General features: G+C 75.4%; 17 protein-coding genes and 1 riboswitch. Of the genes, 9 read left to right on the top strand and 8 right to left on the bottom strand.

The annotated features are described in order from the left end of the window. Positions 1-51 precede the first annotated feature (51 nt). Positions 52-1,494 (bottom strand): RNB domain-containing ribonuclease, encoded by a 1,443-nt coding sequence (locus tag ACGFX4_RS12980; RefSeq protein ID WP_393072641.1) that lies wholly within the window; start codon positions 1,492-1,494, stop codon positions 52-54. A 204-nt stretch (positions 1,495-1,698) separates the two neighbouring features. Here ACGFX4_RS12980 and yaaA point away from each other — a divergent pair, with 204 nt between their 5' ends. Then, the gene (gene yaaA, locus ACGFX4_RS12975; RefSeq protein ID WP_393072639.1) at positions 1,699-2,499 is read left to right on the top strand and encodes a peroxide stress protein YaaA; all 801 of its coding nucleotides are present in this window, start codon (positions 1,699-1,701) and stop codon (positions 2,497-2,499) included. Between the two features lie 57 nt (positions 2,500-2,556). On the opposite strand, the gene ACGFX4_RS12970 is transcribed toward yaaA, so the two are convergent. From ACGFX4_RS12970 to ACGFX4_RS12960, 3 genes are all read right to left on the bottom strand, one after another. Next, positions 2,557-3,711, bottom strand: a complete 1,155-nt coding sequence (locus ACGFX4_RS12970; RefSeq protein WP_393072637.1) for a bifunctional RNase H/acid phosphatase — start codon at positions 3,709-3,711, stop codon at positions 2,557-2,559. Between the two features lie 4 nt (positions 3,712-3,715). Further along, a complete protein-coding gene (locus tag ACGFX4_RS12965) occupies positions 3,716-4,459 on the bottom strand; it encodes a zinc ribbon domain-containing protein (protein ID WP_393072635.1) in 744 nt (247 codons plus the stop codon). A 62-nt stretch (positions 4,460-4,521) separates the two neighbouring features. After that, positions 4,522-5,388: a Nif3-like dinuclear metal center hexameric protein gene (locus ACGFX4_RS12960; RefSeq protein WP_393072633.1), complete on the bottom strand. Its 867-nt coding sequence runs from the start codon at positions 5,386-5,388 to the stop codon at positions 4,522-4,524. 845 nt (positions 5,389-6,233) lie between these two features. Between ACGFX4_RS12960 and ACGFX4_RS12955 the strand changes: the two genes are divergently transcribed. Then, positions 6,234-7,466 carry a hypothetical protein gene (locus tag ACGFX4_RS12955; protein ID WP_393072631.1) on the top strand — a complete coding sequence of 411 codons (1,233 nt, stop codon included), beginning with the start codon at positions 6,234-6,236 and terminating at the stop codon, positions 7,464-7,466. Continuing rightward, positions 7,463-9,463, top strand: a complete 2,001-nt coding sequence (locus ACGFX4_RS12950; RefSeq protein WP_393072629.1) for an alpha/beta hydrolase family protein — start codon at positions 7,463-7,465, stop codon at positions 9,461-9,463. The genes ACGFX4_RS12955 and ACGFX4_RS12950 overlap by 4 nt, the downstream gene beginning before the upstream one ends. A gap of 12 nt (positions 9,464-9,475) precedes the next feature. Here ACGFX4_RS12950 and ACGFX4_RS12945 read toward each other — a convergent pair whose 3' ends face one another. Further along, positions 9,476-10,555: a Zn-dependent alcohol dehydrogenase gene (locus ACGFX4_RS12945; RefSeq protein WP_393072627.1), complete on the bottom strand. Its 1,080-nt coding sequence runs from the start codon at positions 10,553-10,555 to the stop codon at positions 9,476-9,478. A gap of 178 nt (positions 10,556-10,733) precedes the next feature. Between ACGFX4_RS12945 and ACGFX4_RS12940 the strand changes: the two genes are divergently transcribed. The 5 genes from ACGFX4_RS12940 to ACGFX4_RS12920 all read left to right on the top strand — a co-directional run bounded on the left by ACGFX4_RS12940 (position 10,734) and on the right by ACGFX4_RS12920 (position 17,650). Further along, positions 10,734-12,071: a M48 family metallopeptidase gene (locus ACGFX4_RS12940; protein ID WP_393072625.1), complete on the top strand. Its 1,338-nt coding sequence runs from the start codon at positions 10,734-10,736 to the stop codon at positions 12,069-12,071. A gap of 136 nt (positions 12,072-12,207) precedes the next feature. After that, positions 12,208-12,867, top strand: a complete 660-nt coding sequence (locus tag ACGFX4_RS12935; RefSeq protein WP_393072623.1) for a class I SAM-dependent methyltransferase — start codon at positions 12,208-12,210, stop codon at positions 12,865-12,867. Positions 12,868-13,570: 703 nt separating this feature from the next. Next, entirely contained in the window at positions 13,571-15,454 is a 1,884-nt protein-coding gene (locus ACGFX4_RS12930; RefSeq protein WP_393072621.1) for a hypothetical protein, read from the top strand. Between the two features lie 7 nt (positions 15,455-15,461). Further along, complete coding sequence (locus tag ACGFX4_RS12925; protein ID WP_393072619.1) at positions 15,462-16,502, top strand: N-acetylmuramoyl-L-alanine amidase; 1,041 nt, start codon at positions 15,462-15,464, stop codon at positions 16,500-16,502. Between the two features lie 137 nt (positions 16,503-16,639). Then, positions 16,640-17,650, top strand: coding sequence for a hypothetical protein (locus ACGFX4_RS12920; RefSeq protein WP_393072617.1), 1,011 nt, complete (start codon positions 16,640-16,642; stop codon positions 17,648-17,650). A gap of 114 nt (positions 17,651-17,764) precedes the next feature. Here ACGFX4_RS12920 and ACGFX4_RS12915 read toward each other — a convergent pair whose 3' ends face one another. The 3 genes from ACGFX4_RS12915 to ACGFX4_RS12905 all read right to left on the bottom strand — a co-directional run bounded on the left by ACGFX4_RS12915 (position 17,765) and on the right by ACGFX4_RS12905 (position 21,004). Continuing rightward, entirely contained in the window at positions 17,765-18,841 is a 1,077-nt protein-coding gene (locus tag ACGFX4_RS12915; RefSeq protein WP_345696832.1) for a prenyltransferase/squalene oxidase repeat-containing protein, read from the bottom strand. Beyond that, positions 18,838-19,569, bottom strand: a complete 732-nt coding sequence (locus ACGFX4_RS12910; RefSeq protein ID WP_393072615.1) for a class I SAM-dependent methyltransferase — start codon at positions 19,567-19,569, stop codon at positions 18,838-18,840. The genes ACGFX4_RS12915 and ACGFX4_RS12910 overlap by 4 nt, the downstream gene beginning before the upstream one ends. A 115-nt stretch (positions 19,570-19,684) precedes the next feature. Then, positions 19,685-21,004: a glycosyltransferase family 4 protein gene (locus ACGFX4_RS12905; RefSeq protein WP_393072613.1), complete on the bottom strand. Its 1,320-nt coding sequence runs from the start codon at positions 21,002-21,004 to the stop codon at positions 19,685-19,687. Positions 21,005-21,228: 224 nt separating this feature from the next. On the opposite strand from ACGFX4_RS12905, the gene ACGFX4_RS12900 reads away from it, so the two are divergent. After that, complete coding sequence (locus ACGFX4_RS12900) at positions 21,229-21,822, top strand: TetR family transcriptional regulator (protein WP_393072611.1); 594 nt, start codon at positions 21,229-21,231, stop codon at positions 21,820-21,822. A gap of 81 nt (positions 21,823-21,903) precedes the next feature. Continuing rightward, a riboswitch (cobalamin riboswitch) is annotated at positions 21,904-22,027 on the top strand. Positions 22,028-22,066: the final 39 nt, after the last annotated feature.

Genomic DNA, 22,066 nt, shown 5'->3' with positions numbered 1-22,066 from the left:
GATGATCGTCTCAAATGTGATTCGGAGAGTGGATCAGGTGGATCCGGTGGATCAGAGCGAGAAGCGGACCGTGCGGGTGGCCGGGTCGGCGGTGGTGAGCCGGGCGCGGACGCGTTCGCCGAGCGGCAGCGGCTGGGGGCCGTCGCACTTGGCGACCACGGCGGGGTCGGTCAGCTGGACGGTCCCGACGGTGGGCCGGCGGTCGTCCAGGTCGACCACGACCGCGTCGAACTCCTCGCCCTCGCGGCCGCGCAGCAGCTCCGCCTCGACCAGGTCGACCGTGGCGCGTTCGACTTCGTGGGCCCGCCGGTCGCCGCTCTCCATCAGCTCGGGCACGTCGAAGAGCGCCTCCCGGACCCAGTCCGGCACCTCGGTGCCGCCGGCGACCGCCACGCAGATCTCCTGCGCGTACCGGTCGCCGAGCCGGCGCAGCGGCGCGGTGCAGTGGGTGTAGGGGGCGGCGAGCGCCGCGTGGCCGGGGTCGGCGGGCGGGGCGATGCCCCGGGCGGCGTCGAAGGCGTGGTAGCCGGCGCCGCGCAGCAGTCCGGTGCATTCGTTGAGGAAGGCGGCGTGGGCGGTGCGGGCCGGGTCGAGCGAGCGGACCAGTTCGGGGTAGCTCGTCGTCTCCGGCCAGTCCACGTGCAGCGCGGCAGCGACCCGGCGCAGGCGGGCGTACGCGGACTCGGGTGCGGCGGGGAGGGTGCGCAGGATGCCGGTGCCGGCGTCCAGCATCAGTTCGGCGGCGGCCATGCCGGTGAGCAGGGAGATCTGGGCGTTCCAGCCGTCCGCCGGGCGGGGTGCCCGGTAGCCGAGGCGGTAGCCGCCGTCCTCCGCCTCCACTTCCTGCTCCGGGATCGGCAGGCTGATGCCGCCGCGGGCCTGTTCCTGCGCCTCGCGGAGCCTGCCGATCTCGGCGAGCAGTCCGAGCTGCTCGTCGGCGGTGCCGCTGTCGACGGCGTGCTGGACGGTGGCGTAGTCGAGTCGGCGGCGCGAGCGGACCTGGGCGCGGCGGAGGTCGGCGAGGACGACGGCGCCGTCGGCGTCGAGGTCGATCTGCCAGAGCAGGGCGGGGCGGAGTTCGCCGGGGAGCAGGCTGGCGGCGCCCTCGGCGAGCCGGGCGGGGTGCAGGGGGACGTTGCCGTCGGGGAAGTAGAGGGTCTGGACGCGCCGGGCGGCCTCGGCGTCGATCGCACCGCCGGGGGTGACGAAGGCGGCGACGTCGGCGATCGCGTAGTGGACCCGGTAGCCGCCGTCGCGGTGGGCCAGGTGCATCGCCTGGTCGAGGTCGCGGGAGCCGGGCGGGTCGACGGTGAACATCTCGAGGTCGGTGGCGTCGAGGTCGGGGAGGCGCGGCACCGACGCCGCGCGGTCGGCCTCGACCAGCACCTCGGGCGGCCAGTCGGAGCGGATCTCCAGACGGGTGCGCAGGTCCGCGAGCTCGTGGTTGATCCTCGCGGTCTCGGCGGCTCGGACGCTCAGGTGTCGGCGCGGCATGGTCGCAGCGTAAGGCGGGGCGGTGCGGTCGGCGCGTTGGAAGGGGCGCGAAGGGGGGTGTGGCGCACGGCGGTTGACCTGCGTGGCAGCACCGTTGTGGCCGGTGGTGCGGGTGGTGTCCGTGGGGCTGGTGGGACGAGTGGATTCGGTCGGGGGCGGTAGGGTTGGCGAGTCCGCTGCCACAGATTGTTGAGGGGTGTCGCCGTGCTGGTGCTGTTGCCGCCGTCGGAGGGGAAGGCCGCTCCGGAGGCCGGGGCGCCGCTGGAGCCGGACGCGCTGTCGCTGCCCGGGCTGGCCGGCGCGCGGGAGGCGGTGCTGGCCGCGCTGGTCGAGCTGTGCGCGGGCGACGAGGAGCGGGCGGCGGAGGTGCTCGGCCTGAGCAAGGGCCTGCGCGGCGAGGTGGCGAAGAACGCCGCCCTGCGCACCGCGGGTGCCCGCCCGGCGGGCGAGGTGTACACCGGTGTGCTGTTCGACAACCTCGGGCTGGCGAAGCTCGACGAGGCCGCGTACGCGCGGGCGGAGCGTTCGCTGCTGGTCTTCTCGGGTCTGTGGGGCGCGGTGCGGATCGGTGACCGGATCCCGTCGTACCGCTGCTCGATGGGGGTGAAGCTGCCGCCGGTGGGCGCGCTCGGCCCGTACTGGCGCAAGGAGATGGACGCGGTCCTGCCGGAGGCGGCGGGCGACGGGCTGGTGCTGGACCTGCGCAGCTCGGCGTACGCGGCGGCGTGGAAGCCGGCGGGTGCGGTGGTGGCGCGGACGGCGACCGTCCGGGTGCTGCAGGAGCGCGAGGTGGACGGCGTGCTGAAGCGCTCGGTGGTGAGCCACTTCAACAAGGCGACCAAGGGGCGGCTGGTCCGGGACCTGCTGAACGCGGGCGTGGAGCCGGGGTCGCCGGGCGAGCTGGTGGACGCGCTGGCGGGGCTGGGGTACCGGGTCGAGGTCTCGGTGCGGGGCACCGCGCGCAAGGCCTGGCAGCTGGACGTGATCGTGACCGACGTGCACTGAGCCCCGGTGCCGGGCCGCCGAGCCCCGGCAGCGGGCCGGGGGCTCGGCGGACGTCGGCTACCGCAGGTGGCCGGTGTCGTTGAGCAGGCGCAGGGACGCGTTGCCGTCCGCGTAGTACTGGACGGCGCAGAGCGAGGCCGCGGCGAGTTCCATCCGGTGGACGGAGTCCGGCGGGGCGCCGAGCGCGAGCCGGACCAGGGTCTTGATCGGGCTGACGTGCGAGACGACCAGCACGGTCTTGCCGGGGTAGCGGGCGAGGATCTTGTCCCTGGCCACCCCGGCCCGGTGGGTGAGGGTGGTGAAGGACTCGCTGCTGCCGGTGGGCTTGACCTTGGGCGAGCCCAGCCAGGCGGTGAGGTCGTCCGGGTGGCGCTCCATCACCTCGGCGAAGGTGAGCCCCTCCCAGTCGCCGAAGTCGAGCTCGCGCAGGCCCTCCTCGATCCGGACCTCCAGGCCGAGCTTGGTGGCCACGGCCTCGGCGGTCTGCCGGGTGCGGAGCATCGGCGAGGCGACGACGGCCTGGACGGTGCCCCGGGCGGCGAGGGCCTCGGCGGCGCGTTCGGCCTGCCAGCGGCCCTTCTCGGAGAGTCCGGGGTCGCTGCCGCCGCTGCCGGAGAAGCGCTTCTGCGGGGTGAGCGGCGTCTCGCCGTGGCGGAGCAGGACGAGCGTGGTGGGGGTGCCGAGGTCGGCGGGGGCGGCCCAGCCGGCCCGGGGGGCCGGTGCCTCGGGCAGCGGTTCGGTGGCCGGTTCCGCCACCGCGACGGCGGCCGCGCGGGCCTTGGGCTCCCACTGCTTGCCCTGCTTGCCGGCGTCCATCGCCTCGTTGGCGAGCCGGTCGGCGTCCTTGTTCCGCTCGCGGGGGATCCAGCTGTAGCTGACCTGGCCGCGCGGCAGGACGGTGCGGGCCTCGGCGGCGAGCGGCTGCATGTCGGGGTGCTTGATCTTCCAGCGCCCGGACATCTGCTCGACGACCAGCTTGGAGTCCATCCGGACGTCGACCGACGCGTCGGGGTCGAGGTCGCGGGCGGCCTTGAGGCCGGCGATCAGGCCCTTGTACTCGGCGACGTTGTTGGTGGCACGGCCGATGAACTCGGCGGCCTCGGCCAGGATCTGGCCGGTGTCGCCGTCGCGGACCACCGCGCCGTAGCCGGCCGGCCCCGGGTTGCCCCGGGAACCGCCGTCGGCCTCGACGATGAACTTGCGACCGGCCACCGGGTCAGACGCCCGACTCGCCGGTGCGGATCAGGATCCGGCCGCAGTTCTCGCAGCGCAGCACCTTGTCGTTGGGCTCGGCCTTGATGGCGTTGAACTCGGTGATCGAGAACTCGGTGCGGCAGCCCTCGCAGCGGCGCTGGTACAGGCGGGCCGCGCCGACGCCGCCCTGCTGCTCGCGCAGGCGCAGGTAGAGCTTCATCAGGTCGGCGGGGATGACGGCGGCGATGGCCTCGCGGTCGCGCTTGACCTTCTCGGCGTCGGCGTCGAGCTCCGCGAACTGGGCGTCGCGGCGGCCCTCGGCCTCCTTGAGGACGACGGTGGAGTGCTCCAGGCGGGCGGTCAGCTCGGTGACCCGGGTCTCGGCGGACTCCAGGCGCTCCATGACCTCCAGGACGACGTCCTCCAGGTCGGCCTGGCGCTTGGCGAGCGAGCCGATCTCGTGCTGCAGGTTCTCCAGGTCCTTGGGCGAGGTGACCGCGCCGGAGTCCATCCGCTGCTGGTTGCGGGCGGCCCGGGTGCGGACCTGCTCGACGTCCTGCTCGGCCTTGGTCTGCTCGCGCTGGGTGTCGCCGAGCTGGGCCTGGGCGGCGATCACCAGGTCCTTGAGCGCGGTGTGGTCGGCGGCGGCCTTGTCGATCTCGGCGTGCTCGGGCAGGGTGCGGCGCCGGTGGGCCAGCTGGTCCAGGCGGGAGTCGATGGCCTGCAGGTCGAGCAGGCGGATCTGGTCGGCGGGCGCGGCGTTCAAGCGGAAGGCTCCTGTGTGAATCGGAAGGGCGGCGAAGGGTTCGGGGGACGCGCGGCAGCGCGTCAGGGCGCGGACGGCAGCGGCTCGCCCGACGGCGGGGCGTACGGCATCGGGGCGTGCGCCGTCCACGGGTCGGTGACCCGGGTGGACACCCTGGTCTCCAGCTGCCAGCCGCGCTCGGCCGCGACGCCGGTCAGGGCGCGCTCGGCCAGGGGCAGCCAGGGCCACTCGGTGGCCCAGTGGGCGGCGTCGACCAGGGCGACCGGGGCGGCCTCGGTCGCCTCGGAGGCGGGGTGGTGGCGCAGGTCGGCGGTCACGTAGGCGTCGACGCCGGCGGCACGGACCTCGGCGAGGAAGCTGTCGCCGGAGCCGCCGCAGACCGCGACCCGGCTGATCAGGCGGGTCGGGTCGCCGGCCACCCGGACGCCGGTGGCGGTGGCGGGCAGCCCGGCGGCGACCCGGTCGGCGAACGCGGCCAGGATCAGCGGGGGCTCCAGGACGCCGATCCGGCCGGAGCCGCGGCGCCCGGTCGGGTCGGTCGGGTCGGCCACGATCGGACCGGTGACCCGCAGGCCGACCGCCTCGGCGAGGGCGTCGGAGACGCCCGGATCGGCGTGGTCGGCGTTGGTGTGCGCGACGTGCAGGGCGATCCCGGCACGGATCAGCGAGTGCACCACCCGGCCCTTGAAGCCGGTCGCGGCGACGGTGGTGGTGCCGCGCAGGTACAGCGGGTGGTGGGTGACCACGAGGTCGGCGCCCCACTCGGCGGCCTCGTCGACCACCGCCTGCACCGGGTCGACGGCGAACAGCACCCTGGCGACCTCGGCGTCCGGGTCTCCGCAGACCAGGCCGACGGCGTCCCAGGACTCCGCCCACTGCGGCGGGTAGATCTCTTCGAGCGCGGCGATGACGTCGGACAGTTTCGGCACCTGTCGAGACTACCGCGTGGCGTGCCCGGGCCCGTCCCGGGCGGCCCGCGCCCCGACCACCGGGATCCGCACAATTGCACGTCAACCGGCGCGCGGGGTCGCGGAACGGTCTCCGGGGACAGCTCGGGGGCGCCCGGACCGGACGCCGCCCCTCAACGCCCCGGCCACACGCGGGAGGTCGTTCGCATTCGAAAACGAATCGAGATCACCCTTACGGGTGAAGTGACCGGGCGGGTGTTGAGCCACCTCGGATCACGAAAGTAACTTCAGTCCTGCGAACGAGAGTTGCCCGGCCAGGGGGGTCGGATAAAAGGAGCCCGGCCGGTAATCCGGCCGCGGCTCCCGCGATGGGGAAATGGTCCGTTCGGCCCGGGGGAAACCCCGGGCCGAAGGACTGGGGGGCGGCTCTCGTGACTTCCACAGACCGGTAGGCGCAGGCACGCGAGAAGGGGTGTGAGCAGATGGGGACGGGCACACCGCTGCGTCCGGCCCGGGGGTTGGTGCCGGTCGGCGACGGGCCGGGAGCGGACGGCACGTCGGTGGAGGTGGCGGGGGCGGCCGTGGCCGGCAGCAGGGCCCGGGGAGGCGACGGTGGCTGGGGGGTCGCGGTCGAGGGCTTCTGGTGCACGGCCCGGCCGCACGGCCGTGAGGTCCCCGCCCAGGGGCGGAGACTGCATGTCGGCGCCGCCCCCGAAGTGGCGGTGGAGGTCCTCGCGGCGGTTTCCGCGGCGATTGCCGAGGATCCCTGCCCGTTCACGTTCGCCGCCGATCGGGAAAAGCTCCACGCGATCGATTCCCGGAACGGCGACCGCGGCTCGGCCGGGAAATTCATCACCGTTCATCCGGTGGACGACCGGCAATTCCGCCGGCTCGCCGAGGAGCTCGACCGGGCCACCCTCGGCATGCCGGGCCCGGTGGTGCTCTCCGACCGGCCGTACCGTCCGGGCAGCCTGGTGCACTACCGGCGTCCGCCGTGGGCGGTCGACCCCGTCGAGGGGAGGGGGTCGACCGCACCCGCGCCGCCGGGCGGCCGGGGCGCCGGGAGACCGGCCGGGATGCTGATCGGCGGGCGGTACGCGCTGACCGCGACCGTCCGGCACGGCGCCGGGGGCGGGGTCTTTCTGGGGCGGGACACCGACACCGGCTCCGAGGTGGTGGTCAGACAGGCCCGCGCGCACATCGCGGCGGACCGCTCCGGTACCGACGCCCGGGCCGCCCTGCGCCACGAGGCTGCCCTGCGCCACGAGGCCGCCCTGCGCCGGGAGGCGGCGCTGCTGGAGCGGCTCGACGGCCAAGGGCTGACGCCCCGTCCGCTCGACGTGATCGAGCAGCACGGCTCGCTCTTCCTGGTCCAGGAACGGATCGTCGGCCAACCGCTCGGCAGCTGGGTCACCACCCGGCTGCACCGGGACGGCATGCCGGGCGTCGACTGGGCCGAGGCCGGGCCGACGGCGGCCGCCCTGGTGGGGCTGGTCGAGCGGTGCCACCGCCGCGGGCTGGTCCTCCGAGGCCTCTCCCCCGACACCGTCACGGTCCGACCCGACGGAGAACTGCGCCTGGCCGGCCTGGAGTCGGCGGTCGAGGTGGGCACCGTGGCCGGGTCGGCCGGCAGCCCCGGATACCGGGCGCCCGAGCACAGCGGGCCGCACCGGCTCGGCCGGGCCGCCTTCACCACCGACCTCTACGCGCTCGGCGGGCTGCTCTTCCTGCTCGCCACCGGCCACGACCCGCTGCTCCCCGAGGACCTGCCGCAGGCCCGCCCGGTGGCCGAGCGGCTCGGCCGCTGGCTGGCCCTGACCGCCCGCGACGGGGTGACCGCCCGCCGGCTCGCCCCGATCGTCCTCGGGCTGCGCGCCGAGGCGCCCGAGCAGCGCTGGAGCCTCGACCGGGCCCGGGCCGCCCTCACCGTCACCGCAGCGGTCGGCACCGGCCGGGCCGCTGCTCGGGGCGCCGCCCCCGTGGCGCGGCAGCGGACGGGCGGGCCGGACGCAGGCGCGCGCGCAGGGTTGGCGGCGGCGAGCGGTGCGGACGTGCCACACCGGGTGGACGTCGGGCAGCAGGTGGAGGTGGCGCGATGAGTACGGTCACGCGGTCCGGGACGCAGGCGATGCGGCGGCTGAGCTTCACTTTCGCGGCGGACGGCTCGCACGCGGCCTGTCTGGCGGCCGGCACGGACGGCGGCTGGTACGTGGAGAGCTGGCGGCTGGCCGAGGGCGGTCCGGCGGCGCCGACCGGTCTGCGTCCGGCGGCGGGCCGCGCGGCGGAGAGCCTGCGCTCGCAGCTGGTCGCGCTGGCCGACGGCCGGGTGCTGGTCTGTCGGCACGACGGCGACCGGCACGCGCTGGTCCTGCTGGGCCCGGGCGCCGACGGCGGTCCGGTGGAGGAGCTGGCGCTGGCGACGCTCCGGCTGCCGGGTCTGCGCCTGCTGCCGATCCCCCGGGCGGACGGGAGCGGCCCGGGCGGGCCGGTCGCGGTGGCGCTCGGGACGGACACCCGGCCGGTGACCACGGTGTGGCTGGTGACGGCGGAGCCGTCCGAGCCGGTCCGGGTGACGGAGCTGCCCGGGCTGTACGGCGGCGGGGTGTGGCTGGACCGGTCGGGCCGGCTGCTGGCGCTGGACCGGGTGGCCGACGGCGTGGTGAAGACGGTCGTGCTGGACCTCGAACTGGGTTCGGTGACACCGCTGTTGGAGATCGGCGAGCGGAGCAACGACCGGCTGGTGCTGTTCGACCCGGAGACCCGGTTCGGCATGGTGCGCAGTGACGCGCCCGGCACGGACCGGCTCGGCTGGGGCCTGCTGGGCGGCAGCGAGCCGGTGCGTTTCCCCGAGTGCCTGCACATCGCGGGGATGTTCCTGCGGCCGATCGCGCTCGCGCCCGGCGACGGCACGGCGGAGCCGCGGGTCGCGGTGCAGCTCGACCACGGCGCGGGTTCGGCCCTGGCGCTGTGGCAGCCGAGCGGCGGGCGGCTGGATCCGCTGCCCGTCCCGGCCGGGCGGCTGGGTGCGATCGGCCACTGGTCGGCGGCGGGCCTGCGGATGCCGTACTCCGCGCCGGACCGTCCGGCCGCGCTGGCGACGCTGGACGTGGAGGCGTTGCTGGGCCAGGGGCCCGCGAGCGTGCCGAGTGCGGTGCCGTTGCCGCTGCAGCTGGCCCCGCTGGGCGGGGGCGCGGCGGGCGGTCCGGGCCACGGGCCGGCGCCCGCGTGGGCGTCGCCGGCCCGGGCGGTGCGCGGCGTGCCGTCCGGTTGGCGGCTGGACGGCAGTGCGGTGCCCGGCGACGGCGGCAGCTGGCACCCGGCGCAGAGCCTGGAGCTGGCGGGCCCGGCCGGCCCTATCGAGTCGGTGGTGTACGGCGGGGACGCCTGGCTGTCGGCCCCGCACCTGGTGGTGGCACTGCACGGCGGCCCGGCGGACGCCTGGCGACTGGAGTTCGATCCGGCGCTGCAGCGGATGGCGGCCGAGGGGCTGTCGGTGCTGGCGCCGAACCAGCGCGGATCGACCGGCTACGGGCTTGAGCACACGATGGCGATCCGCGGCGCGTGGGGCGGCCCCGACCTGGACGACGTGCTGGCCCTGGTGGAGGGGGTGGCGGGACAGCGGGCGGCGCTCGGCCTGGAGCCGCCGGCCCTGTTCGGGGTGAGCTACGGCGCGTTCCTGGCCCTGCTGGTGGCGGCGCACGCCCCGGTGGAACACGTGGCGCGCTGCGCGGTGGTGGCGCCGTTCCTGTCGGGGGCCCGGCTGGCGGCCGAGGCGTCCGCGCCGGTCCGGGCGCTGACCGATCGGCTCGGCGGCGACCAGCCGATCGAGGACGCCCGGGGCCCGCGGGACGTACTGCAGCTGGCGCACCGCCTGCGGGTGCCGCTGCTGGTGGTGCACGGCGACCGGGACGAGGTGGTGCCGGTGAGTCAGTCGCGGTCGCTGCGGCACGAGTTGATCCGGCTGGGCCGGGTGGAGGGTGAGCACTTCCGGTACGTCGAGGCGTCCGGGGCCGGGCACGAGGTGCTGGCCGAGGAGGGCGCGGCGGTGCTGCACGAACTGCTGGCGGGCTTCCTCCGCACCGGCCGAACCGGCTGACCCGGTCCGGGCTCAGTCCAGGGTCAGCACGGTGCGCAGTGCCTCGCCGCTGCGCATCTGGCCGATCGCCTCGTTGACGCCCTCCAGCGGGAGGCGGTGGGTGATCATCCCGGCGAGGTCGAGCCGCCCGGCCCGCCACAGGTCGACGGCGCGGGCGGCGGTGCGCTGGACGTCGCCGCCGCCGTAGAAGGAGGGCAGCACCCGCTTCTCGTTGAAGAAGAGCTCGGCCATGCTGAACTCGACCTTGTCGTCCTTGGGTCCGGCACCGATCACCACCACCGCGCCGCCGCGCCGGGTGGCGTCGTACGCGGCGCGGACGGTGGCGGACCGGCCGACCGCCTCGAAGACGTAGTCGAAGCCGCCGCCGGCGACACCGCGGGCGGTCGCCTTGAGCTCCTCGGGCGCGACCGCGTCGGTGGCGCCGAAGGCGAGGGCCCGCTCGCGGCGGGAGGCGACCGGGTCGACCACGGTGATCCGGGCGGCGCCGCAGATCCGGGCGCCCTGGACGGCGGCGATGCCGACACCGCCGGCGCCGATCACGGCGACCGAGGAGCCGGGCTCCACCTGTCCGGTGTTGACCGCGGCACCGAGGCCGGTGGTGACGCCGCAGCCGATCAGCGCGGCCAGGTCGTACGGCATGTCGGCGGGCACCTTGAGCACGCTGTCCGCGGCGACCACGACCTCCTCGGCGAAGGTGCCGGTGCTGTAGAAGCCGAACGCGTCGGTGCTGCCGCCGAAGCGGAAGTTCGGGGTGGACAGCCGGCGCAGGCTGGCCACGCACAGGTGGCCCTGGCCGGTGCGGCAGTGCGCGCAGTCGCCGCACGGCGGCATCCAGCAGAGCACCACCCGGTCGCCCTCGGCGACGCCGGTGACGCCCTCGCCGACCGCGACCACGTCGCCCGCGCCCTCGTGGCCGGGGACGAACGGGGCGGGCTGCGGCATGATCCCGGCCATCGCGGACAGGTCCGAGTGGCACAGGCTGGTCGCCCGCAGCCGGACCCGGACCTTTCCGGGGCCGAAGCCGACCGCCTCGACGTCGTCACGGACCTCCAGCTTGTCCTGGCCGGTCTCGTGCAGAATCGCTGCGCGCATGGCTGCTCCCGTGGTCTGGGTCGGATCCGGGCGAGGGCCCCGGATCTAGAACGCGTTCTACTGTCGGGCTGACCCATGTATAGCGCATCCGGCACGCACGGAGAACCCGGCCCCGGAGCAGGTCCGGGATCCGAAATCGCTTCCCCCGCGGCCCGGCGTCCTGGCATCATCCGCCCCCATGATCCCCACCCCGGCCGCGCCGCCGTCCGCCGCCGCGACCACCGCCTGCCCCGAGTGCGCCGCACCGATCGTCGACGACCCGCGCGTCCGCACCTGGTGCCCGGCCTGCGAGTGGAACCTCACCGACCCGTCCCCCGTCGTCGAACACCGCACCGCCCGGGCCCGCCGCCGGGCCGAGCGCGAGGAACGCCGCACCGCGGCCCGCGAACGGGCCGTGCGCGCCCGGGTGGAACACGTCCACGACCTCGTCGCCGCGGACGCCCCCGCCCACCGGGACCTCTCCGCGCTCGGCGCGTACGCACTCGCCGGGCTGGTCCACCTGGTCTCGCTCGGCGTCCTCGCCGGGTCGGTGCTGCTGCTCCTGACCGACGCCTGGCCGGCCCGGGTACTCGGCTCGGTCGGCCTGCTGCTGGCCTTCCTGCTCCGCCCCCGGCTCGGCAGCTTCCGCGCCGAACGGGAGGACGCCGTCACCCGGCCCGAGGCACCCGCGCTGTACGGGCTGGCCGACCGGGTCGCGGTCGCGCTCGGCACCCGGCCGGTGGACGCGATCGTGGTGGACGGCTCGTTCAACGCCTCCTTCGGCAAGCACGGACCGCGCCGGCGCTCCGTCCTCCACCTCGGCCTGCCGCTCTGGTACGCGCTCACCCCGCAGCAGCGGGTCGCCCTGCTCGGCCACGAGTTCGGCCACGGCGTCAACGGGGACAACCGCCGCGGCCTGTGGCTGCACAGCGCCGGGAACGCACTGGTCGAATGGTTCCGGCTCACCCGGCCCGCGCCGCACGACCTCCACCACGAGGGGCTGATGGCCATAGCCATGTGGGTCAGCCGGCTCTTCCTCCGCACGGCCAACCTCGCCGCGTACGGGCTGCTGATCGCTCTGGAGCGGCTCACCGTCCGCGCCGGGCAGGCCGCCGAGTACCGCGCCGACCGGCTCGCCGCCGACACCGCCGGCGCGGGCGCGGCGGCCGGCATGCTGGCGATGCTGCTGAACGGCCCGACCGTGGAGACCGTGGTCCGTCGCCGCCGGGCCGTGCCCCGCCAGGGACGCAACCTGAGCAGCCGCCAGGCCCTCCCCGACCTGGACCTGTGGGCCGAGATCGCCGCCGACTGCTCATCCGTCCCCGCGCAGGAGCGCGAGCGCCGGCTGCGGCTGTCCGCCCGCGAACTCGGCGCCGTCGACAGCACCCACCCGCCCACCCACCTGCGGATCCGACTGCTGGAGCAGCAGCCGGAGGGCGAGCCCACGGTACGGACCGGCGCGGCGGAACTGGACGCGGTCGAGGCCGAGCTGGCCCCGTACCGGAGGCGGATCGAACGCGAGCTGATGGTGGTGTGAGCAGCGCGCGACCGGGCCGGGAACGGTCCGGCGGGGTGCGGGGAAGGACGGAACTACCATCCAGTAGGGTCCGGGCAGGGTACGCCGCACCCCGGGCCGACGGATCGGCCCCGCACCGTGAGCAGGGAGTCTCCCCATGACCGACGCCATCGCGCAGGCCGACGCCCGGCCCGCCCCCGAGGTGCTCGCCGCGTTCGAGGCGGCGACCGGCTTCATGCCGGTCGACGAGGGACTCGCGCTCTACGCGGCCGCCGTCGACGCCGCCACCCGGACCGGCCTGCCCGTCCTGGAGATCGGCACCTACTGCGGACGCTCGGCGATCCTGCTCGCCGACGCCGCCCGGCGCACCGGCACCGTCGCCCTGACCGTCGACCACCACCGCGGCTCCGAGGAGCAGCAGCCCGGCTGGGAGTACCACGACCCGACCCTGGTCGACCCCGCCGTCGGCCTGATGGACACCCTCCCCACCTTCCGCCGCACCCTGCACGCCGCCGGCCTGGAGGACCACCTCGTCGCCCTGGTCGGCCGGTCCCCGCAGGTCGCCGCCGTCTGGGGCGGCCGGCTCGCCCTCGTCTTCATCGACGGCGGGCACACCGACGAGCACGCCACCGGCGACTACGAGGGCTGGGCGCCCCACCTCGCCGAGGACGGGCTGCTCGTCATCCACGACGTCTTCCCCGACCCCGCGGACGGCGGACAGGCCCCGTACCGGGTCCACCAGCGGGCACTGCGTGAGGGCTTCGAGGAGATCTCGGTGACCGGTTCGCTCCGCGTGCTGCGCCGTTCCGGGGGCTGACCGCCCAGTCGCCCCAAGCCTCCTGCGGGCACGATCACCGATGCTCTAACGTCTTCCTCCACGGTGGGGCCGTACGGGTCTGCCGTGGATCGGCATACCCGCGCCCGATACGGTGTCGGCGGCAGCCGAACAGCTGAGCACACCGAGCGGCTCGACCGGGCACGGACGCAGAGGGTCAGTGGGGGCGAGGCAGGACATGACGGAACAGGACAACACCGCCCCGGCGGTCTGGGATCCGACCGCGCGCGGCGGTGCCGGCGGCTGGGTCCGCCGCAAGGCCGAGCCCGCGGGCGGGGCACCCGCCGGCCCGGAGCCCGGCCGGCCGCCGGCCGCGCCGATGCCGCCCGGCGCGACACCGCCCGCCTCACCGTTCGCCCCGCCGAACGCTCCGTCGAGCGCCCAGCCGAACGCCCCGGTGCCGCCGGGCATGACGGCGCCCTCGCCGTTCGCCGCGCCGCCCGCCCCTCCGGGAACCTCCCCGCACGCCCCGGTGCCGCCGGGAGCGACGGCTCCCGGCACGCCCTTCGCCGCTCCTGGCGTCCCCGGGACTCCGGGACCTCCGGGAGCTCCGGGGGCGGCGCCCGCCTCGCCGTTCGGCAGCCGGCCGCCGCAGAGCGGGCCGTGGGCGACGGACGGCGGGCCCGCGACGACGAGCACGCCGGGAGCGCCGGGAGCGCCGGGAGCGGTCGGCGACCAGGGCCCGATGCTGACGCCCCGCCCGTACTTCCCGACCGCCGCCGAACCGGCCGCGACGCCGGGCCCCTTCCCGCCGGCCGGACCGGGCGCACCCGGCGCCCAGCAGCCCACCCCGCCCGCACCCGCGCAGGGCGGTGTCACCAACGTCTTCGCGCCCGCCCAGCGCAGCGCCCAGCAGGCGCCCGGCGGCCCTTCGGTCTTCGCCCCGGCAGAGCGCGGCGGGCAGCCGGGTCCGTTCCCGCCTGCCGAGAGCGGTGCGCAGCCGGGTCCATTCCCGCCCGCACAGGGTGGCGCCACGCCGTACCCGCCGGCAGCGCCCGGGCAGGGTGGCCCGGCCGGCCCGTTCCCGCCCGCCGAGAGCGGCCCGCAGCAGGCGCCCGGCGGCCCCTCGGTCTTCGCCCCCGCGGAGCGCGGTGCGCAGCCGGGTCCGTTCCCGCCCGCGGCGGGTGGCGCAGCCGATGTGTTCACGCCCGCCGACCGCGGTGTCGCACCGCACCCCGCGGCACAGGGTGGTGCACAGGCGACGCCGTTCCCGCCCGCACAGGGCGGGGCCACTCCGTACCCGCCCGCGGCGCCCGGGCAGGGCAGCTCTGCCGGCCCGTTCCCGCCCGCCGAGAGCGGCGCGCAGCAGGCGCCCGGCGGCCCCTCGGTGTTCGCCCCCGCGGAGCGCGGCGGGCAGCCGGGTCCGTTCCCGCCCGGGGCGCCGGTGCAGGGCGAGCAGGCCGGGCCCGGGGCGTTCCCGCCGGGGGGTGCGAGTGAGCAGCCGACGGCGCTGATTCCGCCGGTCGGGCGGGGCGAGCAGCCGTCGGGTCCGTTCCCGCAGGCGCCGGGGGTGGCTGCCGAGCCGTTCGCCCCCGGTGACCGTGGTGACCGTGGTGCGGCGCCGTTCCAGCCCACTCCGGGGCAGGGCGTGCAGCCCGGTCCGTTCCCGTCCGCGCCCGGTGGTGCCGTCGACCCGTTCGCGTCCGCATCGGGGCAGGGCGCCCCTGGTAACCAGTTCCCGCCCGTGCCCGGTGGCGGTGGCGGTGGGGGGCCGTTCGCGGGTGGGCCGGCGTTCGGGCCGCAGGCGTCGCAGGGGGCTCCGCCGTTCGGGGCTCCACCGTTCGGGACTCCGCAGGCGCAGGCGTACCAGCCGCAGCCGAATGCCCAGTACGACTACAACAACGACCTCGCCGACCCGTACGACGACGAGCCGCGCCGCAGCAGGATGCCGCTGCTGGTGGGTGCGGGGGTGGCGCTGCTGGTGCTGATCGGCGTCGGTGTGGTGTTCGCGGTGCAGAACACGAAGGGCGGTGGCTCGCCGGAGGCGAAGGCGCCGGCGTCGTCGGCTCCGCAGCCCGCTCCGGCGCAGAACGGTGGCGGCTCGGCCTCCCCGAACGCGTCCTCCGCGGCGCCGAGCGCGTCGGAGTCGGCGGGCGCCGCGGGGCCGAACGCGGCGGCGCAGGCGAAGGCGCTGGACGAGCTGCTGACCCGGGGCGAGAACGCGAAGGCGCCGATCGGCAGCGCGGTGGCGAAGGTGCGCAGTTGCCCGGCGAAGGCGGAGATCGACAGTGCCGCGGGGGTGTTCGACGAGGGCGCGAAGCAGCGGGACCAGTTGCTGGCGTCGCTGTCCGCGCTGCAGGTGACGGACCTGCCGGGCGGCGCGGAGGCGGTGCAGGTGCTGCGGTCGGCGTGGCAGCAGTCCGGGGACATCGACCGGGCGTACGCGGCGTGGGCGCGGACCGTCAGCAGTCAGGGCTGCGCGGGTGCGACGGCGCCGACCACGCCCGATCTGACCAAGGCCAACGACCTCAACCCGAAGGCCACGCAGTCGAAGAAGGACTTCGTGGAAAAGTGGAAGCCGATCGCGGGTGCCTACAACCTGGCGCCCCGCACCTGGGACAGGATCTGAACCGCTCGTGAGGCCCGAACGACCCGAACAGCACCACCGGAACAACCGGAACAACCAGTACGACCAGCACGACCAGCACGAGGACCCGTTCGCGGAGCGGCCGCGCCGCTCGGCGTGGTTCCGCGTGACCGTCGCCGGGGGTGCGGCGCTGTCGCTCTGCCTGGTGGGGTGGCTGGGCTGGCAGGCGCTGGCCAACAGCAGCTCCGGCCGGGCGGGTGCGGCGGCGCCGCGTTCCTCGGCGGCGTTCAGCGAGGGCGACCTGCTCGACCCGTCGGCGGCCGCGCCCGGCTCGCCGGCGCCGTCCGGCGCGGGTGCCTCCGTGGCGGCGGGGAGTCCGAGTGCGGCACCGTCGGGGTCCTCGTCGCCGGGCGGGCGGCAGCTGGCGGGGCGCACGGTCCTGCTGGACGCGGGCCACAACACCGGCAACGGCCGGCACACGTCCGACATCGCCAAGCAGGTGGACATCGGCAACAGTCGCAAGGAGTGCGACACCACGGGGACGTCGACCGACGCGGGCTACTCGGAGGCGGACTTCACGCTGGACGTGGTGCACCGGGCGCGGCAGATCCTGCGGGACCGGGGTGCCACGGTGGTGCTGACCCAGGACGGGGACCGGGCGTGGGGGCCGTGCATCGACGAGCGGGCGCGGATCGGCAACGAGGCGAAGGCGGACGCGGCGGTGTCGGTGCACGGGGACGGCGCGCCGGGTTCGGCCAGCGGCTTCCACGTGATCATGCCGTCCCGGGTGGTGGCCGGAAAGGCGGACACCTCGGCGATCGTCGATCCCTCGCACCGGCTCGGGGTGCTGCTGCGGGACGGGTTCAAGGCGGCGACGGGCGAGCCGTACGCGGACTACATCGGGCAGCAGGGGCTCGACACCCGGGGCGACCTTGGCGGGCTGAACCTGTCGCGGGTCCCCAAGGTGTTCATCGAGTGCGGCAACATGCGAAACTCGGGCGATGCCAAGCGGATGACGGACCCTCAGTGGCGGCAGCAGGCGGCCCAGGGGATCGCCGATGCCCTGACTTCCTATCTGACCACCAGCTGAACGCCCGTCGGACGATCACTTTACGATCATCTGACGTTCCGACCGGAATGCTGTTTTTCGGAGGGCGCCGTGCGCTCCGGAATGGCATGGCTCTAGGCTTTTGCCCCGACCACGACACACCAACGAGGGGAACGACAGTGAATCTGCGCGCTCTCACCAGGGGAGACGCCGCCGTCGCGGGAGCGGCCGTGCTGCTCCTCATCGCCTCCTTCCTGCCGTACCAGGCGGTCGACACCCGGCTCGGTTCCATCTCCACCAGCGCCTGGTCGACGGCCTTGTTCCCGGTGCTGCCCTCGGTCTTCCTGCTCGGCCTGATCGGGGCCGCACTGATCCTGGTCCAGCGCCTCCAGGGCGAGGCGGTGGCCAACCGCCAGGTCCTCGGCCTGCGTCTCGACCAGTGGGGCATCGCGCTGTCGGTGGCCGCGCTGTGGACCTCGCTGTGGTCCCTGATGGGCGGCGGCGACATCCCCGGCTTCGGCCACAGCTTCGGCGCCTACCTGGCGCTGCTCTCGCTGCTGGCGCTGGCCGGTGCCGCCGCGGCCGGTCCGCTGGTGCCCGCGCTGCAGGCGCCGCTGCTGTCCGACAAGCCGGCCACCCCGCCGGCGGCGCCGGGCTTCCAGTACGCCGGTGTCCCCGGCGGCCAGCCCGGTCAGCCGGGCCAGCCCGACCAGTTCGGCCAGCACGGCGGTCAGCACAGCGGCCAGTACGGCTACCCGGGCGCCCCGGCGGGCCACGCCGACCCGGCCGCCCAGGCCCAGGCTCAGGCCCAGGCGGGCCACCCGCTGGCCCAGACCACGCCGCAGCCGCAGCCGCACCTCGCGACCCAGGTCCAGCCGCAGGTCCCGTACGGCCAGCAGCAGCCGGCCGCCGGCTACGGCTTCCCGGCCCCGGTGGGCGCGCAGCCGCAGGACCACACCCCGGCGCCCGCTCCGGCGGCCGCCGCGGCCCCGTTCGCGCCGTTCTGGTTCGCGGTCCCGGCCGTGCGCCGGCTCGCGCCGAAGGACAACCCGGCCGGCGCCCCGGTCGGCGAGCTGGTCCCGGGCACCTGGTACCTGGCGGTCGACCAGCGCGGCACCGCGCTGGTGGCGCAGCTGCCGGACGGCACCCACGGCCTGCTGAGCGACACCACCGGCATCCAGCGCGGCTGACCGGCCCGGCGGCCGCCGCAGGCACGCACAACGCCCGAGGGGCGCGGAGCTCACGCTCCGCGCCCTCGGGCGTTCCGGGCCCCTGGCGCCCGGCACCGGGCAGCCGGCACCGGGTCAGCAGCAGTCGTCGACGACCAGTCCGCTCGGCAGCTGGTCGCCGCCGAAGACGGTCACCGTGGCGTGGTCCCCGCCGAGCGCGGCGACGGCGAGCAGCAGCGCGCCGGCGGTCCAGGTGGTGCGCTCCTCGGGCCAGATCGCGTCGTCCTCGAAGACGTACCCGGTCCAGTACGAGCCGTCCTCGTGGCGCAGGTGGCGGATCCAGCGCAGGATCTGCACGGCCCGGTCGGACTGGCCGACGGCCCACAGCGCGAGGGCGAGTTCGGCGCTCTCGCCGCCGGTGACCCAGGGCCGGTCGCTGACGCAGCGCACGCCGAGGCCGGGGACGACGAAGCGGTCCCAGTCGCGTTCGATCCGCTCGGCGGCGGCGTCGCCGCGCAGCGCGGTGCCGAGCACCGGGTAGTACCAGTCCATCGAGTAGCGGTCCTTGTCGAGGAACCGCTCGGGGTGGTGGGTGACGGCGTGGCCGAGCCGGCCGGCGGCGAGCTCCCAGTCGGGCTGGGGCTCCTCCAGGTGGTCGGCGATGGCGAGTCCGCAGCGCAGGGCGTGCAGGATCGAGGAGGAGCCGGTGAGCAGCGCCTCCTGGGGCGCGGTGCCGTCCTCGTCCTGGCGCCAGGAGATCGGGCCGTCGGGCAGCCGCAGGCCGACCACGAAGTCCAGCGCGCGGCGGACCGTGGGCCAGATCCATTCGAGGAAGGTGTCGTCGCCGGTGGAGAGGTGGTGGTGCCAGGCGCCGACCGCGACGTACGCGCAGAAGTTGGTCTCCTTGGCGCTGTTGCTGACCACCACCGGGCCGCCGTCGGCGGGGTGGGTGTAGCCGGCGTACCAGGAGCCGTCGGGGTTCTGGTTCTCGGTGAGCCAGCGGTAGGCGGCCTCGGCGGCGTCGTGCCGGCCGGCGGTGTCGAGGGCCATCGCGGCCTCGGTGTGGTCCCAGGGGTCGAGGTGCCCGCCGGTGAACCACGGGATGGCGCCGTCCGGCCGCTGGTCGGCGAGGATGGTGCGCACGGTGGCGGCGGCCTGCTCGGCGTCGAGGACGCCGTCCAGCAGCAGCGCCTCCGGGATCGCGGCCGTCACTCGCCGGTCCGCGGCTTGGAGGCGTACACCACGAAGGACTTGCCGATCACCGGGTTGAGCGCCTTCTCGGCGGCCTTGGTGATCCTGCTGATCACCGGGGTGCCGACGATGTCCCAGACCAGCAGCTGGTGGTAGGCCTTGACCGGCAGTGCCTTGTCGTTGTTGACGCCGACCGCGCACTTGATCCACCAGTACGGGGAGTGCAGGGCGTGCGCGTGGTGGGTGCCGTACGGCTCCAGGCCGGCGCCGCGGACCTTCTCCACCAGCTCGTCGCCCTTGTAGATCCGGATGTGGCCGCCCTCGACCTCGTGGTACTCGTCGGAGAGCGCCCAGCAGATCTTCTCGGGCAGGTAGCGGGGCACGGTGACGGCGAGCAGGCCGCCGGGCTTGAGCACCCGGACCATCTCGGCGAGCACGCCCTTGTCGTCGGGGATGTGCTCCATCACCTCGGAGATGATGATCTTGTCGAAGGTGTCGTCGTCGAACGGCAGGTTGAGCGCGTCGCCCTCCATCGCCACCGCGCTGGCACCGGCCGGGGCCTCGCCGGCCTGCTCCATGGCGGCGAACCACTTGCGGACCTCGGCGATCTCCTCGGCGTTCTGGTCGAGGGCGACCACGTTCGCGCCGCGCCGGTAGCACTCGAACGCGTGCCGGCCGCCGCCGCAGCCCAGGTCGAGCACCCGATCGCCTGGGGCGAGCGGGAAGCGGGAGAAGTCGACGGTCAGCACTGCTGGGCTCCCATTCGTTGCTGCTTCGGGTCCTGCGGAGGGTGGATGACAGAGCGTGGATGACGGAGCGTGGGTGACGGAGCGCGGGTCGACGGCCCGACGGGCGCCGGTCCGCTCAGCCGACGTAGCGCCAGCCGGGGCCGGAGCGGGCGCGCTGCCCGGCGCCGGTGGCGATGGCGGCACGGTAGCGCTCGGCGGTCAGTTCGGCGGCGCGGCGCCAGGTGAACCGGGCGAGCACCCGCTCGCGTCCGGCGGCGCCGAGGCGGGCGCGCAGCTCGGGGTCGTCGAGCAGGCGGCCGAGCGCGCCGGCCAGCGCGCCCGCGTCGCCGGGCGGCACCGCCAGGCAGGTCTCGCCGTCCGGGCCGGCCACCTCGGGGATGGCGCCGCCGGTGGTGGCGACCAGCGGGGTGGCGGTGGCCATCGCCTCGGCGGCGGGCAGCGAGAAGCCCTCGTACAGCGAGGGCACGCAGGCCACCTCGGCGGAGCGGTACAGGTCGACCAGTTCGGTGTCGCTCAGGCCGGTGCGGAACTCGATGTGCGGCTCCAGGCCGAAGCGGCGCACCGCGTCGGCGACCGGGCCCTCGCCGCGCTGCGGCTTGCCGACCACCACCAGGTGCGCGTCCCGCTCGGTGCGGACCTTGGCGAGCGCCTCGACCAGGTGGACCAGGCCCTTCAGCGGGACGTCGGCGCTGGAGGTGGTGACGATCCGTCCGGGGACCACCGCGACCGCGTCCGAGGGGGACCACAGGCGGGTGTCGGCGCCGATCGGCACCACCGAGATCGCGCCGGGCGCGGCGCCGAGGTCCTCGGCGATCTCCGCCTTGGAGCTGGCGGAGACGGTGATGATGTGGTCGAGCCGGCCGGCGACCCGCTTCTGCATCCGGGTGAAGGCGTACCAGCGGCGCTTGCCGAGCCGCTCCAGCCGGGTGCCGGCGGCCGCGATCTCCAGCCGGCGGTCCACGGTGATCGGGTGGTGCACGGTGGTGACCAGCGGGAAGCCGTGGCGCTCCAGGCCGAGCAGGCCGTAGCCGAGGGTCTGGTTGTCGTGGACGACGTCGTAGCGGCCCTTGTGCCGGGCCAGGTAGCGGCGGGCGCGCAGCGAGAAGGTCAGCGGTTCGGGGAAGCCGCCGGTGCGCATGGTGGCGAACTCCAGCAGGTCCACCGGGCCGCGGAACTCGCCGGCGGCCGGGGTGCGGAACGGGTCGTCCGAGCGGTAGAGGTCCAGGCTCGGCAGTTCGACCAGGCGGACCGAGCCGGTGCCCTCGACCGGGTCCAGCACCGGGTACGGCTGGGCGCCGATCACGTCCACGTGGTGGCCGAGGTTCGCGAGCTCCCGGGAGAGGTGGCGGACGTAGACGCCCTGGCCGCCGCAGAACGGGTCGCCGCGGTAGGAGAGCAGGGCGATGCGGAGAGACGGCGGCGGCTGCGCGGTCATCCTGGGGCCCCTTATCCCTACTCACCGGGACCGGCGACGGCCGGTAAAGTAGATCACGTTTCACGGGTGGTGCTGGCCTCCTGTCGTCCACGGGGTGAACGACGAGAGTCCTCGAAGATTACCGGGCCGTAGCTTGCTGTCCCGAGCCAGGGCAGGTGATTCACGCCACGCCGGGAACTCTTCCACAGACCGCTTCGTCCGGACTGCCGTTCCAGGGGGCCGCCTTGACCTCGACCACCGTCGCCGACGGTCCGCTCACTCCGCGTCAGGCGGAGCGGCGGCGCCGGATCCTGCGCGCCTCGACCGCGCTGGCGGCCCGCGGCGGGTACGAGGCGGTCCAGATGCGCGAGGTCGCCGAGGACGCCGAGGTGGCGCTCGGCACGCTGTACCGGTACTTCCCGTCCAAGGTGCACCTGCTGGTCGCGGTGATGCGCGAACAACTGCTCCACCTGCACGAACAGGTCCGCCGCCACCCGCCGACCGGCGAGGACCCGGCCACCCGGGTCGCCGAGGCGCTCACCGCCGCCTTCCACGCGCTGCAGCGCGAGCCGAGGCTGGCGGAGGCGATGGTGCGGGCCCTGTCCTTCGCCGACCGCTCGCTGAGCAGCGAGGTGGACGAGGTGTCCGGGCTGACCTCGGCGATCGTCCTGGAGGCCGCCCGGCTGCCCGGCCCGCCCAGCGCCGACCAGCAGGCCGCGCTGCGGGTGATCGGGCACACCTGGCACGCCACCCTGCTGGCCTGGCTGTGCGGGCGCGCCTCGCTCCAGGAGGTCCGCGCCGACCTGCACACCGCGGCCCGGCTGCTCACGGCCGGCTGACCGCTCCGGGCGGCCGCGGGAACGGACAGGAACAGGTTCCAGTTTCCGGCGGGGGACGGCGGGGCGGTTAGAGTGCCTGGCGCGACAACAACTTCATCCGCTCTCCGCCAGGGGGAAGCCGGTGCGAATCCGGCGCTGACCCGCAACCGTGAGCCGCCCACCCGGCGGCGCAGTCGGACTGCCCGGCGGAGGGCGAGCGGCCGTCTCCGTCGTGGTCTACGGGTGGCCCGGTGCTCCCGGGCCG

The sequence above is a fragment of the Kitasatospora sp. NPDC048365 genome, from assembly GCF_043200835.1.
Taxonomy (GTDB): Bacteria; Actinomycetota; Actinomycetes; order Streptomycetales; family Streptomycetaceae; genus Kitasatospora; species Kitasatospora terrestris.
This window is presented reverse-complemented; position numbering and strand designations above follow the sequence as displayed.

Bases quoted from the DNA above. Each gene is read 5' to 3' on its own strand.
- ACGFX4_RS12980 (WP_393072641.1), bottom strand. From the start codon at position 1,494: ATGCCGCGCCGACACCTGAGCGTCCGAGCCGCCGAGACCGCGAGGATC.
- ACGFX4_RS12950 (WP_393072629.1), top strand. From the start codon at position 7,463: ATGAGTACGGTCACGCGGTCCGGGACGCAGGCGATGCGGCGGCTGAGC.
- ACGFX4_RS12945 (WP_393072627.1), bottom strand. From the start codon at position 10,555: ATGCGCGCAGCGATTCTGCACGAGACCGGCCAGGACAAGCTGGAGGTC.
- ACGFX4_RS12940 (WP_393072625.1), top strand. From the start codon at position 10,734: ATGATCCCCACCCCGGCCGCGCCGCCGTCCGCCGCCGCGACCACCGCC.
- ACGFX4_RS12935 (WP_393072623.1), top strand. From the start codon at position 12,208: ATGACCGACGCCATCGCGCAGGCCGACGCCCGGCCCGCCCCCGAGGTG.
- ACGFX4_RS12930 (WP_393072621.1), top strand. From the start codon at position 13,571: ATGCTGACGCCCCGCCCGTACTTCCCGACCGCCGCCGAACCGGCCGCG.
- ACGFX4_RS12905 (WP_393072613.1), bottom strand. From the start codon at position 21,004: ATGACCGCGCAGCCGCCGCCGTCTCTCCGCATCGCCCTGCTCTCCTAC.